Below are 18173 nucleotides of genomic sequence, written 5' to 3' on the forward strand. Positions count from 1 at the left end.
GGGGAGGTGAGCCAGTACCTGCAACAAGTCAGCCGCCGTGTGACCAGTCGTGCACGGCAACGCATCGAGGAAGATTTCATCATCACGCTCAATGGCGACTACCGGGGGTTGGGCCGGGTGATCGATGTGCTCAAGCTGATCACGGAGGTTAAAATCCAGCAGGCGCGTTATGCCAACCCGCTGACGTTACTTCCGGGCAACGTGCCGATCCAGCAATGCCTGACGAGGCTGCTGCAGCAACAACGAGAGTCCGTGATCTGCTACGTGGATATCGACAGCTTCAAGCCGTTCAATGATATCTACGGCTACGGGCGCGGGGATGAGGTGTTGCTGTGCCTGGCGCAATGCCTGAACGACCGAGTAGACCCCAGCCGCGACTTTGTCGGGCACATCGGCGGTGATGACTTTTTACTGGTGCTCGGTCCGCAGGATTGGCGCAAGCGGCTCAACCAGTTGCTGGATGACTTCCACACCCAATGCCGACGTTTCTACCGCGCAGAACACCTCGATGCAGGGTGCTTCGTGGCGTTGAACCGCCAGGGCGTGCGTCAGGAGTTTGCCTTGCTGTCACTGTCGATCGGCGTGGTGCACTTATATCCACAAGCCTGTTCACAACTGGATGCCAGCCAGTTGGCGGAGCTGGCCTCGCAGGCCAAGCACCACGCCAAGGACGTCGCCGGCTACAGCATTCATGTGATCGACAGTCTGCAGGTACTGACGCAGGCCTAGGCCTCGGCAGACTCCGGGTATTCGTACTCGAACACCCGCACCACTTCCGAGGCATGCCAGGACGCAGCGGCCACGCCATCGGAGGGCCCGCTGAAACGCCCCAGGCGCTCCACACACTCGAAGAAACCGGTACGTGGCAGGCGGCTCGCGCCCTGGCTGATCACCAGCGAACTGCGCAACGGCTGCGAGGCTTTGGCGTCGATCGCGGCCAGATGCTCAAGGGCGGCGGCCAGGGTTTGCATAGCCGGCGTGGGAAACTGCAAGCGCTCCAGCAGCGCACGGTAGGTCAGTAAATGGCGCTGACGGCGCGCTTGGTCCAGTTCGTTGAGCAACCCATCCCAGTGTTGACGACTGATACGTAGGCTCAAGATTCATCCCTCCAACCTGCAACGCCCAATTCCCAGGCCAGGCTGCGGCGTATGGCGGCATCCGGCTGGCGTTCACCACTCTCAATCAATCCCAGATACGAGGGGCTGATACCTACGGTGCGAGCCAGTGTTTCAATGGCCAGGCCCTTGGCTTCACGCAGCGCGCCCAGGTCCGCGAGCGGGCGCACTGCCTGATCGAGAGCGGGCTGAGAAGTAGAAGAAGGCGTGAGGGTAGGCTGTTGCTGACCGGCTGCTTTTAGTAGCGCCTGGTACTGGTCCCATGGCAAAACCGCATACTCGGGTTCGCCATCGCGTGAAATTATCTGAATATCCATGACTGCCCCGTAGGATAACAACACTCACTAAGTAAGCTCTTTCCTTAGGAGTGTAATCCTAACAGCCATAAAGGTCGCAGGGGGATAGCCGCGTCATCCGTTTTTTTGCGAGTTTTCCTGGGCCAGCAGCGCAGGCGTCGCAGGTAAGCGCTCAACCACGGCGAGCTTCTCCGGGCGCAGGGCGTCGCGCCACGCGCGGAAGGCGCTCAGTTCGCCATCCAGGGTCCTCATGACCCACGCCAGCACCGCGATGTCGTCAAGCATGCCAAACACCGGGATAAAGTCCGGGATCGCGTCAATCGGACTGAGAAAATACATCAGCCCCGCTACTACCGAGATCAACGCCTTGGGGCTGATTGCCCGGTACTCACCGCGCCAGTACGCCAGGCACAGCGCCTGGAGCAATTTGAGATCATCCTTGAGCTTACCCAGGCGGTTGCCTTGGCTTGAGCCTTTGGCGGCGACCGCAAACAATAGGGTCGGCAAACGCCCACGGCCCAGCAAGCGAGCGGCCATGGGCAGGAATCGGGTGAAATTGAAGGGTGGTTTCATTCGTCACTCCAGTTCCAGGCGACATAAAAGGTTATCCACACAAATTGTGGATAACCTTGTGAACAGAGCCTGTTTTATCAGCTGAAAGCCACGGACTACAAGGCTTGCAGTCAGATCGGGCGTTTTTTGCGCACATAAAAAAAACCCAAGATTTCATTGACTTGGCGTTGATCTGCGGCTAACCGTGCTCGATTCTTATATCAGACTGTTTCAGCTTGCTGGGGTTCGTTTGGATTTGCAGAGGTTTTTACGATCGTTCCCGCGCTCTGCGTGGGAATGCCGTCCCGAATGCGCCGCGTCTTGATGTCGGCACATGGCTTAAATCCAGCAATATATGACGCGGAGCGTCACAGGATGTATTTCCACCCAGCGCGTGGGAACAATCATTTACCTTACGCCAGATACAACAACGCCCCGTCGAAACGGGGCGTTGTCAGTTCAGTTGCCGATTACTTCTTGGCAGCTGGAGCCGCAGGTGCAGCAGGGGCGTCAGCCTTGGCTGGGTCCTTGATGCCCAGCAGTTCCAAGTCGAATACCAGCACGGAGTTGGCTGGAATCGCCGGGCTCGGGCTCTGAGCGCCGTAGGCCAGATCGGACGGGATGTACAACTCGACCTTCTCGCCAACGTGCATCAGTTGCAGGCCTTCGACCCAACCTGGGATCACGCCGCTGACCGGCAGGTCAATCGGGCTACCACGATCCACGGAGCTGTCAAAGGTGGTGCCGTTGGTGAGTTTGCCGGTGTAGTGAACAGTCACCACGTCGGTCGGCTTAGGCTGAGCGCCATCGGCTTTCTTCACGATCTTGTACTGCAGACCGGAAGCAGTGGTAACTACGCCGTCTTTCTTGGCGTTTTCTTCGAGGAATTTCTTGCCGGCGGCTGCCGACTCTTCACTCATTTTGGTCATACGTTCTTCTGCACGCTTCTGCAGTGCGGCAAACGCTTCAACCAGTTCGTCGTCTTTCAGCTTCTGTTCTTTCTTGCCGACGGCATCTTCGATGCCTTGGGCTACCGCTTTGGAGTCCAGGTCATCCATGCCTTCTTGGGCAAGACTTTTGCCCATGTTCAGGCCAATACCGTAGGAAGCTTTCTGCGCCGGGGTTTTCAGCTCTACGCTGGTCTGCGAATCACAACCCGCAAGTACCAGGCTAACCAGGGCCACCGCCGCCGCCAACCGATGCTGTTTCATGCTATTTCCTTGTTCATGCGCCAAAAGGGCAATCGAATAAAGTCGCGAGCTTATCAGGCGGCCACGACCAATGGCTACCGGCATCTGAGCAGAAAACTTCTGATAAGTTCACGTGTTTAAAAGCATTTTCATTCATTATGGAGGCCCGCGACGGATCGCGGGACTGCCTGCAACCAGGCTAATGGCCACTTGCTGCAACTGTGGCGTAGTGGCATAACAACACCACAAATCGACAAGGATAGTTATCTTGCGCATTTTTTACCGTGTTTTGCTTCTGACACTGATAGCACTCGGCCTGCTCCTGGCCGTGGTGCTCTATTACACCGCCAACCCCAAGCTGCCGGACTACGTGCCCGTGGAGCAGGTGCACTACCAGGACCAATGGAGTGCCGCCGACCGCCAGACCTACTACTTCACGCCACAAGGCACTCAAGTAAAAGGCCTGCATTACGACTGGTTCACCGCGCTGGAACTGCCCTTTTCGGACCAGCGCTTTGCCACGCCCGAATACCTGGCGCGCTTCGGTTTTCTGGTCGACCCCAAGCAGGTTCCCACCGTGCAAAACCCGGGCAACCTACCAGTAGGTTTCGCCCGGCACCAGAACGCCGACAGCACGGTTGAATACCTGGATATCACCTGCGCCGCCTGCCACACCGGTGAGTTGCATTTCAAAGGTCAGGCCCTGCGCATCGACGGCGGTTCGGCCCAGCATGTGCTGCCTTCCAGCGTGCCCACCTTGCGCGGCGGCAGCTTCGGCCAGGCGCTGGTGGCCAGCCTCGCCGCCACTTATTACACGCCGTGGAAGTTCGACCGCTTTGCCCATAAGGTACTCGGCCACGACTATGACGATCACACCAAACAGCAACTGCGTGAGGACTTCAAACAGTCGCTGAACCAGTTCCTCAAAGTCGCCTGGAACGACACCCATCGCGGCCTCTACCCCACCGAAGAAGGCCCGGGCCGCACCGATGCGTTTGGCCGCATCGCTAATGCCAGTTTCGGCGACGCCCTCTCCGCGCAGAATTATCGCGTTGCCAATGCGCCGGTGGACTACCCGCACTTGTGGGACATTTGGACCTTCGACTGGGTGCAATGGAACGGTTCGGCCCAACAACCCATGGCGCGCAACATCGGCGAAGCCCTCGGTGTCGGTGCCACGTTGGACTTCTTCGACAGCGCCGGCCAGCCTCTTCAAGGCGACGCACGCTACCCTTCCAGCGTACGTGTGCGTGATCTCAACCTGATCGAAGAAACCTTGCAACGCCTCAAGCCGCCCACCTGGCCGGAACACTTGTTCGGCGTCGTCGATAAACCCCTCGCCGCCCAAGGCCGTGCACTGTTCGCCGAGAACTGCGCCGCTTGCCATGTGCCCGCCGTCAGCCAGGTCAATGGCCGCCCAGTAGAACAACTCAAAGTGCTCCCTGTGGAGTACATCGGCACCGACCCCAGCACCGCGAGCAACATCGCCGACCAGCGCTATGACCTCAGCGCCCTGCAATGGGACCCGGCGCAATTGGCCAAGCTCAACGTCGAACTGCACCCCACGCCCACCGTGCCGCTGGACTTGCACAAAATGTCGGTGGCGCAAGGCCTGGCCTATGTTACCGCCTTCGTCGAAGACCACGCCTACCGCGCCGCCAACGTGACCCCGGCCGAGCGCCCAAGCCTGGACGGTTTCGACCTGCCCATCGGGGTGCGCGAGTTGCGCGCCTATAAGGCGAGGCCACTGGCCGGCATCTGGGCCACGCCGCCGTTTCTGCACAACGGCTCGGTGCCGACGATCTACCAATTGCTCTCGCCCCAGGACGAGCGCAGCACCACCTTCTATAAAGGCACGTTCAACTACGACCCACGCCACCTGGGTTTCGAGACGGGCGCATTCAAGAATGCCTTTTTGTTCAACACCACCATCACCGGCAACCACAACAGCGGCCACGAATTCCGTGCCGGCAAGCGTGGCAACGGCGTGATTGGCCGCAGCTTGCTGCCGCAGGAACGCTGGGCGCTGCTGGAATACCTCAAAGTGCTGGGCGGCCCGCTGGAGCAACAGTTGCCATGATTATCCGATCGCAATACAAGGAACCTTCGATGCTCGCGCGTCTGTGGCTGCGCCTCGGCGCGTTTCTGGGTATAACCCTGCTATGGCTGGTGGGCCTCGGACTGCTGGGCTGGCTGGCAGCCACTGCGTGGTTAGCCTGGCAACACAGCGGCGCGGTGTCGCCGGACGAACAGGTGCCAGCGGGTGAAGCGGCCATGACCCAGGGCATCATCCAAACGGCGGTGCGCATCGTCGATCAGCACCGCGAAGGCACGCGCTATCTGCGCGATGCGCATGCCAAGGCTCACGGCTGTGTGAAGGCCGAAGTCAGCGTGGTAGCGGGACTTGACCCGGTATTGCGCCAAGGTGTGTTCGCCGAACCTGGCAAAACCTGGCAGGCCGTCATGCGTTTGTCCAACGGCAACGCCTACCCGCAATTGGACAGCATTCGTGATGCGCGGGGTATGGCGCTCAAGCTGCTGGACGTGCCGGGCAAACAGCTGATGGCCGACCAGCAGGCACGCACGGAACAAGACTTCGTGATGTTCAGCCACCCGAACTTCTTTGTCAGCGATGTGGCGGAGTATGCGCAGAACATCGGTGCCCAGGCCGACGGCAAGAAAATCCTGGCGTTCTTTCCCAAAGCAGACCCGCGCAGCTGGCAGGTGCGCCATTTGTTTATCGCCCTGGCCACACTGGCGCCTCCGCCGGCCAGCCCAACGCAGACTACGTACTTTTCGGTTTCGCCCTACAAGTTTGGCGCTGCTAATGCCAAATTCCGCGTAGCGCCCGATCCGCTCAGCTGCCCGGACTACGTGCTGCCCAAGCAGAACCAGGACTTGCCGAACTTTCTACGCAGTGCGTTGAGTCAGCAACTGTCGACTGATCGTGTGCCGGCGTGTTTTGTGTTGCAGATTCAGCGGCAGAATCCGCAGAAATTCATGCCGATTGAAGACACCAGCATTGAATGGAAGGAAAGTGATGCGCCTTATGAAACAGTGGCCAAGGTGCGTATTCCGGCGCAGGACTTTGATACGCCAGCGTTGAATCTCGCTTGCGATAACCAGTCGTTTAATCCTTGGTTCGGGGTGCAGGCGCATCGGCCGATTGGGGGGATTAATCGGTTGCGTAAGGCGGTGTATGAGGCTGTTAGTGACTATCGGCATAGTCGTAATTTGTGAGGTTTGGGGTGGAGTACATATCCTTTACCTAACTAATGGATATGCCCGCCCGCTCGTAAAGAACGCGTGTAGATTCCAGGTTCCCCATAACGATTACGTCGTCCCTATTGAGCAACTAGACCACCACCGTTTACCGTCACTCCCTACCCCCAAAACCCGTAGGAAGTCATCGTGGAAAGTTCAACCTTAGGCATGCTCGTCCTGTCAATGATTGCGCTCTTCGGCACCACCGCGTTTTGCTTCGAGCACCTCGCCACCCGCGGCGAAAAGAAAAAGAAAGGCAAATAAGCTGATCACTGAAATCAGCCCCCCAGTTTTTCAAGGGATACCCCGCCCCCGGGTTGTCCCTTGTTTTCGTTCGTCTGGCCAATACCTATCTGCTGCCGATTCACAGATGTGTAAAAAGGCGTTCGGCAGCAAAGTCCACAAACACACGGATTTTTGGCGAGAGGTGCCGACTGGAAGGCCACAACGCCCAGAACTGGCCCTGATCATCGCAGTGCCCGTCCAACACGGTTTCCAGCTGTGCTTGAGCCAACGCCTCGCTGGCCAGAAAGTCCGGCACGTAGGCAATACCATGGCCATCAATCGCCGCCCTGAGCATAGCTTCCATATTGTTCAAGGTCAGCGCCGTAGGCAGGCGCAATTGGGTGATTGCCGAGTTGGCAGATAAGGTCCAGTCCATAATTTTGCCGGTCGTGGCAAACCGATAACGCAGGCACTGGTGGTGTTCAAGGTCACTGAGAGTGGCCGGCCGGCCATGAGCGCGCAGGTACGCTGGGGCTGCACACAGGACAAATCGGAACGGCCCGAGTTTGCGCGCCATCAACGTCGAATCAGCCAGGCCTCCGCTGCGAATCACCACGTCGAAGCCTTCCTCGATCACGTCCACCAAGTGGTCGTTGAAATCCAACTCCAACTCAATCTCCGGGTAGGCTTGCCGGAACGCGAGCATGTGCGCAAAGAGGAAACGATAACCGATGGTGGGCAGACTGACCCGCAGCTTGCCACGCGGCGCCTGCATGGCATGAGAGAGCATGGAGCGCGCGTCTTGCAAGTCATCAAGAATTTTCCGACTGCGCTCATAGAACAATTGGCCTTCGGCGGTGAGGCTGACTTTGCGCGTACTGCGGTGCAACAGCCGCACATTAAGCTCGGCCTCCAGTTTTGCGACTTTTTTGCCCACGGCTGAAGCGGAAATGCCCATCGCCCGCGCTGCACCGATAAAGCTGAGGGCTTCTGCCGTTTTGACGAATGCGATCACACCACTGAGGTTGTCCCTCACGCTATTACATCCTATTGGTCCGCTATGATCGGAATGTAGGCCTGTTTATCGTCAATTGCATCCTGTTTAGAGTCTTTATCTTTAGAGACCTGCAGGAACGCCACCATGAACACCGCAACTCACTCCCCCAATGGCCGCCATGCCATCCTGGCCGCGATCTGCCTGGCGGCTCTGGTATTACCCATGAGTTTTACCGGGGGCGCGGTGGCTACGCCCTTTATCGGCGAGGCTTTCGCCGCCCTTCCTACACAGTTGGCGTGGATCACCAACGCGTTCATGCTCAGTTTCGGCAGCCTATTGATGGCTGCCGGGACGCTCGCCGACCTCTATGGGCGCAAGCGTCTGTTCTTGTGGGGCATGGCGCTGTTTACCGCAATCTCCCTGCTGTTGGCCATGGCACCGGGCATTCTCTGGTTGGATCTATTGCGCGCAGTACAGGGTGTGGCGGCGGCCATTGCATTGGCCAGCGGTTGCGCGGCGTTGGCACAGGAGTTCGATGGCCATGCCAGGACGCGTGCTTTCAGCCTGCTGGGCACAACCTTTGGCGCGGGCCTGGCGTTTGGCCCGTTGCTGTCAGGGCTGCTGATCGAACAATGGGGCTCGCGCGCGATTTTCCTCGCCACGGCCTTGCTCGCGGGTCTTTCGCTGTTGTTCGCAACCCCCACAATGCGTGAAAGTCGTGACCCGCACGCACTGCGCCTGGACTTGGCCGGGGTGCTAACGTTTTCGGCGATGTTGGTGGCCTTGACCACGGCAGTGATTCTGGCGCCGGAGCAGGGCTGGGCTTCTGCGACTACGCATTACCTGCTTGGCACAGCAGCGGTGTTTTTGCTGACGTTTATCTTCGTTGAACATCGCGCCAGCCAACCGATGCTGGACCTGCGCCTGTTTCGCTTTCCCCGCTTCATCGGCGTGCAGGTGCTGCCGATCGGCACCTGTTACTGCTATATCGTTCTGATCGTGCTGCTGCCACTGCGGTTTATCGGCGTGGAAGGCGCCAGCGCATTTGACGCGGGCTTGATGATGCTGGCGCTGTCAGCCCCCATGCTGGTGGTGCCGATCCTCGCCGCGACGCTGACGCGCTGGCTGCCGGCAGGCGCGCTGTGTGCCATTGGCCTGCTGATCGCAGCGACGGGTTTGTATGGATTGAGCCTGGCCAAGGTCGGCCAGCCGTTGCAGACCGTGACGGCGATGCTGATCATCGGGGTCGGCACCGGGCTGCCATGGGGTTTGATGGATGGCCTGGCAATCAGCGTGGTGCCAAAAGAACGTGCAGGGATGGCGGCGGGAATTTTCAATACGACTCGGGTCGCCAGTGAAGGTGTCGCGCTGGCAATCACGGTGGCAGTGTTGAGCACGCTGGTCACGCATCATCTGCCGGCCCGCACGGTGCAGGAGGGCGCTGCCGTTGCCCAGCAGTTGGTCATGGGTGATGCCCGACACGCCAGCGCGAACATTCCACTGGATGTACTGCGCATGGCCTACATCGCCGGGTTCAATACGTTGCTGCAATGGCTGGCGTGGCTCACCGTGCTCACGGCGGCGATGGTCTTCGTGTTCCTTGGCCGACGCGATATCGCACCGATGCCTACGTCACCCACCATCGCGTCATAAGCTGAATCGCAGGCGAAAAAAAGCCCGCTCAATGAGCGGGCTTTTCCGTGGTGACCTGGCGTTCAGCGTTCCAGGTAACCGAATATGGCGCAGCGGACGGGACTCGAACCCGCGACCCCCGGCGTGACAGGCCGGTATTCTAACCGACTGAACTACCGCTGCGCGTAACACGTGAAACGAATGGTGGGTGATGACGGGATCGAACCGCCGACATTCTGCTTGTAAGGCAGACGCTCTCCCAGCTGAGCTAATCACCCTTCGTTTCGGTGTGGGCGCATCATACAACAAAAAATCGTAATGTGTTGATTTAAATGCAATTTATTTAAAAAAACTTCACCAAGCGTTTTTTCGCCATATTTCGGACAAAAAAAACCCGCTCAATGAGCGGGCTTTCTGTGGTCACCTGGCGTTCAGCATTCCAGGTGACCGAATATGGCGCAGCGGACGGGACTCGAACCCGCGACCCCCGGCGTGACCGGCCGGTATTCTAACCGACTGAACTACCGCTCCGCGTAACACGTGAAACGAATGGTGGGTGATGACGGGATCGAACCGCCGACATTCTGCTTGTAAGGCAGACGCTCTCCCAGCTGAGCTAATCACCCTTCGCTTCGGTGTGGCGCGCATTCTACGGAGCGACCTTAAGTCTGGCAAGCACTTTCTTAAATCTTTTTTTTCAGCGCTTCCAATGGCTTAGGCAGGGTTGGCCTCAGCCCGGATCAAGAGAATAATGCCCCCCTTTGTATAAAGGAGAGACTCACCCCATGTGGTTCAAGAACCTGCTTATCTATCGCCTGACCCAAGATCTGCCTGTTGATGCCGAGGCGTTGGAAGCGGCCATGGCCACCAAACTGGCGCGTCCGTGTGCCAGCCAGGAGTTGACTACTTACGGTTTCGTCGCCCCTTTCGGTAAAGGTGAAGACGCTCCCCTTGTTCACGTTAGCGGCGACTTCCTGCTGATCGCCGCGCGCAAGGAAGAACGTATCCTGCCGGGTAGCGTAGTGCGTGACGCACTCAAAGAAAAAGTCGATGAGATCGAGGCCGAGCAAATGCGCAAGGTCTATAAAAAAGAACGCGATCAGATCAAGGATGAAATCATCCAGGCCTTCCTGCCGCGTGCCTTTATCCGTCGTTCATCGACCTTCGCCGCCATCGCGCCGAAGCAGGGCCTGATCCTGGTCAACTCGGCAAGCCCCAAGCGCGCCGAAGACCTGCTGTCGACCCTGCGTGAAGTGATCGGCACTCTGCCGGTTCGCCCGCTCACGGTGAAAACTGCGCCAACCGCGATCATGACCGACTGGGTCACCACCCAGAAGCCGGCCGATGACTTCTTCGTCCTCGACGAATGCGAACTGCGCGACACCCATGAAGACGGCGGCATTGTGCGTTGCAAGCGCCAGGACCTGACCGGCGAAGAAATTCAGCTGCACCTGACCACCGGCAAAGTCGTGACCCAATTGTCCCTGGCCTGGCAGGATAAGTTGTCCTTCATGCTCGACGACAAGATGACCGTCAAGCGCCTGAAGTTCGAAGACCTGCTGCAAGACCAGGCAGAACAGGACGGCGGCGACGAGGCCCTGGGCCAACTGGACGCCAGTTTTACCCTGATGATGCTGACGTTCGGCGAATTCCTGCCAGCGCTGGTTGAGGCACTGGGCGGCGAAGAGACGCCACAAGGCATCTAAGCCATGTGAAGATCAAAATGTGGGAGCGGGCTTGCTCGCGAATGCGCAGTGTCAGTCACTTAATAGGCTGACTGATTCACCGCATTCGCGAGCAAGCCCGCTCCCACATTTGATTGGGTTTCCAAGCAAACATCAGCACTCCCGAACTTACCTGATAACAAGGACATCCCCATGCGTGCTCTCGCCGCCTTGAGTCGCTTTGTCGGCAATACCTTCGCCTACTGGGTGCTGGTTTTCGCGGTCCTCGCCTTCCTTGAGCCCAGCTGGTTCATTGGCCTCAAAGGCGCCATCGTGCCGCTGTTGGGCCTGGTGATGTTCGGCATGGGGCTGACCTTAAAACTTGAAGATTTCGCCGAGGTCGCCCGCCACCCGTGGCGCGTCGCACTCGGCGTAGTCGCGCACTTTGTGATCATGCCGGGCGTGGCCTGGTTGCTGTGCCAGGCGTTCCACCTGCCGCCGGAGATTGCCGTCGGCGTGATTCTGGTCGGCTGCTGCCCAAGCGGCACGTCGTCCAACGTGATGACTTGGCTGGCGCGGGGCGACCTGGCGCTGTCGGTGGCAATCGCCGCCGTCACCACCCTCCTCGCCCCGCTGCTGACGCCGGCGCTGATTTGGCTACTGGCCTCGGCCTGGCTGCCGGTGTCGTTCATGGAATTGTTCTGGTCGATCCTGCAAGTGGTGCTGCTGCCGATCGTGCTCGGCGTGGTCGCGCAACGCGTGCTTGGCGAGCGGGTCCGCCATGCCGTAGAGGTGCTGCCACTGGTGTCGGTGGTGAGTATCGTCATCATTGTCGCGGCGGTGGTTGCTGCGAGCCAGGCGAAAATTGCCGAGTCGGGCCTGTTGATCATGGCCGTAGTGATGCTGCACAACAGTTTCGGCTACCTGCTGGGCTACTTCACCGGCCGGCTGTTCAAGTTGCCGTTGGCGCAGCGCAAGTCGCTGGCGCTGGAAGTGGGCATGCAGAACTCCGGGCTGGGCGCTGCGTTGGCCAGTGCGCACTTCTCGCCATTGGCGGCGGTGCCGAGTGCGCTGTTCAGCGTCTGGCACAATATTTCCGGGGCGTTGCTGTCGACTTACTTGCGCAGAATGAGCGAAAAGGAAGACCGTCGCGCTTTGCAGAGCACGCCAAAAACTTGATCGCCTGATCAATATTCGGCACTCTACCGAGCTTCGCGGGGACGACCTCGCGACGCTTTCAAGCGCTAAATCCGGGGACGACCCCAGCTATAGTTTGGAGGTCATCATGTCCTGGATCATTCTGTTTTTTGCCGGGCTGTTTGAAGTCGGCTGGGCGGTCGGCCTGAAGTACACCGACGGTTTCAGCAAACCGCTGCCAACGGCCCTGACCATTGCTGCCATGGCCATCAGCCTCGGCCTGCTGGGGCTGGCCATGAAGGAACTGCCGCTGGGCACCGCCTATGCCATCTGGACGGGTGTGGGCGCGGTGGGCACAGTGATCGCCGGGATTATCCTGTTTGGGGAATCCATGGCGTTGTTTCGGTTGGCGAGTGTGGCGCTGATCATTTGCGGGTTGGTAGGCCTCAAGATCAGCGCCTGAGCCACTACCGCTTTCGCGAGCAAGCCCGCTCCCACACTAAACCGCGTTCGCTTGAACAACTCGGTCAACTGTGGGAGCGGGCTTGCTCGCGAAGGGGCCCTGACAGGCAACAAAAAACTACCTGACACTCCCCCGCAACACCCCTACTCGCTCCTGCAACTGCGCAGGCGTCGCCGCCTCCACCGCAACCGGCTCACCCGCCACCAACGTGACATGCGACCAGATCCGATGAAAGAACCCCTTGTTCGGATCGCGACTGAAGAAACTCCCCCACAACCCCTGCAACGCCATCGGAATCACCGGCACCGGTGTCTCTTCGAGAATGCGCGTCACGCCACCACGGAAGTCATTCATCTCACCGTCGGCCGTCAATTTGCCTTCCGGAAAGATGCACACCAACTCCCCTTCTTTCAGGTACTGGGCAATCCGCGTGAAAGCCTTTTCGTAGATCTGGATATCTTCGTTACGCCCGGCAATCGGAATCGCCCCGGCTGTACGGAAGATAAAGTTCAGCACCGGCAAGCGGTAGATCTTGTAATACATCACAAAGCGAATCGGCCGACGCACTGCACCACCGATCAACAGCGCATCGACGAACGACACGTGGTTGCACACCAGCAAGGCTGCGCCTTCATCCGGAATCAGCTGCAGATTACGATGCTCCACCCGGTACATGGAATGGCTGAGCAGCCAGATCATGAAACGCATGGTGAACTCGGGGACGATCCTGAAGATATAGGTGTTGACCGCAATGTTGAGCAGCGACACCACCAGGAACAGCTCGGGGATCGACAGCTTGGCCACACTCAGCAACAGGATCGACACGATGGCCGAGACCACCATGAACAGCGCGTTGAGAATATTGTTGGCTGCGATCACCCGCGCGCGCTCGTTCTCGGCGGTGCGCGACTGAATCAGCGCGTACAGCGGCACAATGTAGAAACCGCCGAACACGCCCAAACCAAGGATATCGAACAGCACCCACCACGCTTGTCCGTAACCGAGCACCGCCAGCCAGTCGTTGGCCTGGACGTTCTGCGGGAACCCGCCGGAGTGCCACCACAGCAACAGCCCGAACACGGTCAGGCCGAATGAACCAAACGGCACCAGGCCGATTTCGACCTTACGCCCGGAGAGCTTTTCGCAGAGCATCGAGCCCAGCGCGATGCCCACCGAGAACACCGTGAGAATCAGCGTCACCACGGTTTCGTCGCCGTACAACCACTCCTTGGCGTAAGCCGGGATCTGCGTCAGGTAGATCGCACCGACAAACCAGAACCACGAGTTGCCGACAATCGAGCGCGACACTGCCGGCGTCTGCCCAAGGCCCAAACGCAGGGTGGCCCAGGATTCGCTGAAAATATTCCAGTTCAGCCGCAGCTCTGGCGTAGACGCCGCCGCGCGCGGAATACTGCGGCTGGCGAGGTAGCCCAGCACCGCCACACCGACAATCGCCGCCGCCACGATCGGCGCGTAATGGGTAGACGACATCATGATCCCGGCACCAATGGTGCCGGCCAGGATCGCCAGAAACGTGCCCATCTCTACCAGACCGTTGCCACCCACCAACTCATCGTCGTGCAACGCCTGAGGCATGATTGAGTACTTCACCGGACCGAACAGCGCCGAGTGCGTGCCCATGGCAAACAGCGCCAGCAGCATCAGTTCCAGGTGATTGAACAAAAAGCCCATGGCGCCGACGGCCATGATCACGATCTCGCCGATCTTGATCGCGCGGATCAGCGCGTCCTTGTTGAATTTTTCGCCAAACTGCCCGGCCAGCGCCGAGAACAGGAAAAACGGCAGGATAAACAGCAAGGCGCACAGATTGACCCAGATGGAGCGGTCACCGTCGATGGTCAGCTTGTAGAGAATGGCCAGGATCAGCGATTGCTTGAAGATATTGTCGTTGAAAGCACCCAGTAACTGGGTAATGAAAAACGGCAGGAAGCGCCGTGTGCGCAGCAAGGTGAATTGTGAGGGGTGGCTCATCGTCCGTGTTCCTGCGTGGCCTGTAGGCTGTTGTTAGTCTTCAGGCCACGACTTTACCTAATCCCGCTTACTTATTCCCTAGTCCTGCAATGCATGGCGATACAAAAAGCTCACCTTTATAGGCGCCCAGCACGGTGCGCGTGGCGACGAGCAGCCACATCAGCGCCAAGGCCACCACCAATACGCAGCCAAACAGGCTGAAGAAACCCAGGTGCAGCACGCTCGCAAGCTTCAGCGTGGCCAAGGCATAGACGCCCAACGGGAAGGTAAAGCCCCACCAACCGAGGTTGAACGGGATACCGGCGCGCAGGTAACGCAGGGTGATCAACACGGCGATCAGCATCCACCACAGGCCGAAGCCCCACAGGGTGATGCCAGCCACCAGACCAAGGCCGTTGGCCATCTCGCCTACGCCTGGCAAGCCATTGGCCGCGAAGATCGCCGGCGCGTCGCCGCCCAGCAACAGCATGCCGAGGGCACCGGTGCCGATAGGCCCGAGGGCCAGCCAGCTCGACGCGGCCATGTTGGCGTGGGGCAATTTGTGCAAGGCCATGCGCAGCATCAGGATGGTCAGGATGCTGAACGCCACCGGCAGCGAAAACGCCCACAGCACGTAGCTGGTCACCAGCATCACCAGTTGCGAGTGAGCATCGGCCAGGTGCGGCGCCAGCAGGCCACCGCTGGCGGCGGCGACTTCGGCAGCGACTACCGGCAACAGCCACACAGCGGTCATCTGGTCGATGCTGTGCTCTTGACGAGTAAACATCATAAACGGAATCAACACGCCGCACGCCAGGGCCATCGCCACGTCCAGCCACCACAAAGCCTCGGCCAACGGCACCACATCGGCGCCCCAGCGCGGCAGACCAAACAGCAGCAAGCCATTGATAATCGTCGCCAGGCCCATGGGAATAGTGCCGAAGAACATCGATACCGTGGAGTGCCCGAAGATGCGCCGCGCCTCGTGGAAAAACATCAGCCAGCGAGCCGCGTACAACACGCTGAACAGCACAAACAGACCGATGGTGAACAGCCACAGCCCTTCGGCAATCGCACGCAGGCCGGGCAGATTGATCGGCAATTGGGCCAGCGCAAGGGCCAGCACGCCGGTACCCATGGTCGCGGCAAACCAGTTGGGAGTGAACTGGCGAATCACTTCCCGTGGGCGGGTCAGGTGACTGAAGGGTTTGTAAGTAGCGGTATTGGAGCACGTCATGTTGGTAATCCTCTTCCTCGCATGAGGTTGAGACCATCATAGAACCTGATCGAATATCGATATAACGGGTAATATCTCTAACCGTTATCTACTTTACCAATATAGAGACTCTGGCTAGGTCGAAACGCTGGCCCTTGCCGAATCCTGTAGCAGCAAACCGGCCAAGGCACTCAGGGCCAGCACGATGAGGACGGCGCCGTAGCCATCGCTGGTGGCGATCAGGCCAAACACCCGACTCAGGTTACCCGCCAGCAGCGCCGGCACGCAGAACGCCAAGTAGCTCAAGACATAAAACGCCGACATCAACCCCGCCCTCTCATGGGGCAATGCCAAGCTCACGATACTGCGCACACTGCCCATGAACCCGCCGCCGAAGCCCAAACCTGCGATCACACTGGCCGCAAAGGACAGCCACAGGCTGGCGCTCTGTACTGCTACCAGCAGCAACGCCACGCCCACCGCCAACAGCACCGCCGACAGGCGCATGACCTTGTCTGCCGCGCGTTCGCGCAGGCTGTAAATCATGACCGCACCGCTCAAGGTCACGACCGCCACCAGGCCGCCGCCGATCAAGTGCGAGGTCGAACCGGTGGCGGCGCGCACCAGCGAGGGCGCCAAAGAGGAAAAGAACCCACCCAGTGCCCACACCGCCACATTCAGCGGCATCGCCAGCCACAAGGCCCGACGCGCTTGCGCGGGCACATGCAGGGTGGGCGCCAGCGACTTCAGCGCACCCGGAATGCGGCTGACGGTTTCCGGCAAGCGCCACACATAAAGCGCCTGCAGCAGCATCAAGCCCAGCAGCGTGAAGTAAATCAATTGGGTCGGGCGTGGGGCGTACTCCACCAGTAAACCGCTGCCCAAGGCGCCACTGGCCATGCCTAAAAGCGGCGCGAGGCTATTGAGCATCGGGCCGCGCAGGCGGTCGGTGTCCAGCAGCGTTGCCGCCAGCACCGCGGTTGCCGTGCCGGTGGCGAAACCTTGCAGCGCTCGGGCGGCTATCAGGTAGGCGGTGCTGTCAGCGTTGATAAACAAGAGCATCGACACAATATTGAGGATCAGTGCGACGAAAATCACCGGCTTGCGCCCCACGTGGTCCGACAGCGAACCGACGGTCAGCAGCGCCGCCAGCAAGCTCACGGCATACACGCCAAAGATCACCGTCAGCATCGCTGCAGAGAAATGCAGGTTGTCCTGGTAAACCTGATACAGCGGCGTCGGCGCGCTGGACGCCGCGAGGAAGGTCAACATGGTGATGACCAGGAACGCCAGGCTGGAACGTTGAGAAATGACGCTAGGCATGTGCACACTCCGTTAAAGCTAATATTTTGCTTTTGCAGAGTGTGCTACCGGGAAGCGCTTAAAGCAAATTCTTTGTGTTAAGGTTTTACGCATGGCAATTAAAGAAGGCCTTCGCCCGGGGGGCCGCAGTGCCCGGGTTCAAGAATCAGTGCATAACGCCGCGCGCGAACTGCTGGAAGCCCATGAGCGTTCCAGCGTTACCGTGCCGATGATTGCTGCGCGCGCGGGCGTTACGCCTTCGACCATCTACCGCCGCTGGGGCGACTTGTCCGCCCTGCTCGCCGACGTGGCCTTGGAGCGCCTGCGCCCGGACACCGAGCCCGCCAACACGGGCACCCTGCGCGGTGACTTGCGCGCGTGGGGCGAGCAATACCTGGATGAAATGAGCTCTGAGCTGGGGCGCAACATGATGCGCGACGTGCAGTGCAGCCATCCCAAGGACTATTGCAGCAACATTCTGATGGGCCAGTTGCAGATTATTCTCGACCGTTACCAAAGCAGCATCGACGTGCTGCCGACGCTGGATCGGTTGCTGAATTTGATCGCCGCGCCCACGGTGTATCGCAGCCTGTTTGCCAGTGCGCCGTTGCCGGTTGAAGAACTGCATGAATTGATTGAGCTGGCACTGAAAGGCTAAGAGCCCAACACCGATAAAACTGTGTGGCTTGCCGGCGATAGCGGTGGGCCAGGTGACATTTCATCGCTGACATACCGCTATTCCAGCATAGGTATCTACGCAACTTTTTGTGTTGCTTTTAGCCTGTGATGGTTTAGGTAGATTGAATACATATCCGTTGCTGCGGTAACGGCTTCGTAGGGTTCCGCTCTTACAGCGGCTCACTTTTGGAAAAACCCAAAAGTAAGCAAAAGGTCTTTGCCCCACCACTCGGTGCCTCGCCTAGGCTCGGCATGCCAGAACGAAGGCTTGAATCCGTGGGCCGCCGCCATGGGCCATCGTGGTTAACGGGGCGCCCAAGATCAAGATCAAGATCAAAAGCAAGAGCACGGCGGCCTAGTAGCCGACCTGAGTGGTTGAAGCAAAAGCAGGACAAAAGCACAGCAGAGCAGCACACTCTCTGTCTGATGTACTGAGATCCAACTGTGGGAGCGGGCTTGCTCGCGAATGCG

Annotated in this window: 16 protein-coding genes and 4 tRNA genes; 8 read left to right on the forward strand and 12 right to left on the reverse strand. The window is 59.2% G+C overall.

The genetic code is table 11. From position 1 onward, the window contains the following. On the forward strand, window positions 1-729 hold a 729-nt coding region (locus tag E0F99_RS23095), incomplete at its 5' end, for a GGDEF domain-containing protein (RefSeq protein WP_130908945.1). On the opposite strand, the gene E0F99_RS23100 is transcribed toward E0F99_RS23095, so the two are convergent. From E0F99_RS23100 to bamJ, 4 genes are all read right to left on the reverse strand, one after another. Further along, a complete protein-coding gene (locus E0F99_RS23100) occupies window positions 726-1097 on the reverse strand; it encodes a hypothetical protein (protein WP_083359279.1) in 372 nt (123 codons plus the stop codon). The two genes, E0F99_RS23095 and E0F99_RS23100, sit on opposite strands and share 4 nt — an antisense overlap. Next, on the reverse strand, window positions 1094-1432 hold the full coding sequence (locus E0F99_RS23105) for a helix-turn-helix domain-containing protein (RefSeq protein WP_083360472.1): 339 nt from the start codon (window positions 1430-1432) through the stop codon (window positions 1094-1096). Before E0F99_RS23105 ends, E0F99_RS23100 begins: the two co-directional genes overlap by 4 nt. A 93-nt stretch (window positions 1433-1525) precedes the next feature. Beyond that, window positions 1526-1984: a YkvA family protein gene (locus E0F99_RS23110; RefSeq protein ID WP_083359280.1), complete on the reverse strand. Its 459-nt coding sequence runs from the start codon at window positions 1982-1984 to the stop codon at window positions 1526-1528. 449 nt (window positions 1985-2433) lie between these two features. Further along, window positions 2434-3174 carry a BamJ family beta-barrel-assembly machinery protein gene (gene bamJ / locus E0F99_RS23115; RefSeq protein ID WP_083359281.1) on the reverse strand — a complete coding sequence of 247 codons (741 nt, stop codon included), beginning with the start codon at window positions 3172-3174 and terminating at the stop codon, window positions 2434-2436. Window positions 3175-3421: 247 nt separating this feature from the next. On the opposite strand from bamJ, the gene E0F99_RS23120 reads away from it, so the two are divergent. Both E0F99_RS23120 and E0F99_RS23125 read left to right on the forward strand, forming a co-directional pair. Then, a complete protein-coding gene (locus tag E0F99_RS23120) occupies window positions 3422-5233 on the forward strand; it encodes a di-heme-cytochrome C peroxidase (protein WP_083359282.1) in 1812 nt (603 codons plus the stop codon). A gap of 29 nt (window positions 5234-5262) precedes the next feature. After that, window positions 5263-6393: a catalase family protein gene (locus E0F99_RS23125; RefSeq protein WP_408003404.1), complete on the forward strand. Its 1131-nt coding sequence runs from the start codon at window positions 5263-5265 to the stop codon at window positions 6391-6393. 388 nt (window positions 6394-6781) lie between these two features. On the opposite strand, the gene E0F99_RS23130 is transcribed toward E0F99_RS23125, so the two are convergent. Next, window positions 6782-7678: a LysR family transcriptional regulator gene (locus E0F99_RS23130; protein ID WP_083359284.1), complete on the reverse strand. Its 897-nt coding sequence runs from the start codon at window positions 7676-7678 to the stop codon at window positions 6782-6784. A gap of 105 nt (window positions 7679-7783) precedes the next feature. Between E0F99_RS23130 and E0F99_RS23135 the strand changes: the two genes are divergently transcribed. Next, window positions 7784-9292 (forward strand): MFS transporter, encoded by a 1509-nt coding sequence (locus E0F99_RS23135; RefSeq protein ID WP_083359285.1) that lies wholly within the window; start codon window positions 7784-7786, stop codon window positions 9290-9292. Between the two features lie 85 nt (window positions 9293-9377). Here E0F99_RS23135 and E0F99_RS23140 read toward each other — a convergent pair. The 4 genes from E0F99_RS23140 to E0F99_RS23155 all read right to left on the reverse strand — a co-directional run bounded on the left by E0F99_RS23140 (window position 9378) and on the right by E0F99_RS23155 (window position 9897). Further along, window positions 9378-9454, reverse strand: a tRNA-Asp gene (locus E0F99_RS23140). Between the two features lie 19 nt (window positions 9455-9473). Then, window positions 9474-9549, reverse strand: a tRNA-Val gene (locus E0F99_RS23145). A gap of 176 nt (window positions 9550-9725) precedes the next feature. Next, window positions 9726-9802, reverse strand: a tRNA-Asp gene (locus tag E0F99_RS23150). 19 nt (window positions 9803-9821) lie between these two features. Beyond that, a tRNA-Val gene (locus tag E0F99_RS23155) sits at window positions 9822-9897 on the reverse strand. Between the two features lie 159 nt (window positions 9898-10056). Between E0F99_RS23155 and rdgC the strand changes: the two genes are divergently transcribed. The 3 genes from rdgC (at window position 10057) to sugE (ending at window position 12535) form a co-directional block, all read left to right on the forward strand. Then, window positions 10057-10977 (forward strand): recombination-associated protein RdgC, encoded by a 921-nt coding sequence (rdgC, locus tag E0F99_RS23160; protein WP_083359286.1) that lies wholly within the window; start codon window positions 10057-10059, stop codon window positions 10975-10977. 171 nt (window positions 10978-11148) lie between these two features. Then, entirely contained in the window at window positions 11149-12114 is a 966-nt protein-coding gene (locus E0F99_RS23165) for a bile acid:sodium symporter family protein (protein ID WP_083359287.1), read from the forward strand. 106 nt (window positions 12115-12220) lie between these two features. Continuing rightward, the gene (sugE, locus tag E0F99_RS23170; protein WP_017136389.1) at window positions 12221-12535 is read left to right on the forward strand and encodes a quaternary ammonium compound efflux SMR transporter SugE; all 315 of its coding nucleotides are present in this window, start codon (window positions 12221-12223) and stop codon (window positions 12533-12535) included. Between the two features lie 117 nt (window positions 12536-12652). Here the strand turns inward: sugE and E0F99_RS23175 are convergent, their stop codons facing one another. From E0F99_RS23175 to E0F99_RS23185, 3 genes are all read right to left on the reverse strand, one after another. Next, window positions 12653-14527: an MFS transporter gene (locus tag E0F99_RS23175; protein WP_083359288.1), complete on the reverse strand. Its 1875-nt coding sequence runs from the start codon at window positions 14525-14527 to the stop codon at window positions 12653-12655. Window positions 14528-14594: 67 nt separating this feature from the next. Continuing rightward, on the reverse strand, window positions 14595-15743 hold the full coding sequence (locus tag E0F99_RS23180; protein ID WP_083359289.1) for a TDT family transporter: 1149 nt from the start codon (window positions 15741-15743) through the stop codon (window positions 14595-14597). Between the two features lie 114 nt (window positions 15744-15857). After that, window positions 15858-17045 carry an MFS transporter gene (locus tag E0F99_RS23185; protein ID WP_083359290.1) on the reverse strand — a complete coding sequence of 396 codons (1188 nt, stop codon included), beginning with the start codon at window positions 17043-17045 and terminating at the stop codon, window positions 15858-15860. Window positions 17046-17136: 91 nt separating this feature from the next. Between E0F99_RS23185 and E0F99_RS23190 the strand changes: the two genes are divergently transcribed. After that, a complete protein-coding gene (locus E0F99_RS23190; protein ID WP_083359291.1) occupies window positions 17137-17682 on the forward strand; it encodes a TetR/AcrR family transcriptional regulator in 546 nt (181 codons plus the stop codon). The last annotated feature ends 491 nt before the right edge of the window (window positions 17683-18173 follow it).

Origin of the sequence: Pseudomonas antarctica, assembly GCF_900624995.1 — a bacterium.
GTDB lineage: Bacteria > Pseudomonadota > Gammaproteobacteria > Pseudomonadales > Pseudomonadaceae > Aquipseudomonas > Aquipseudomonas antarctica.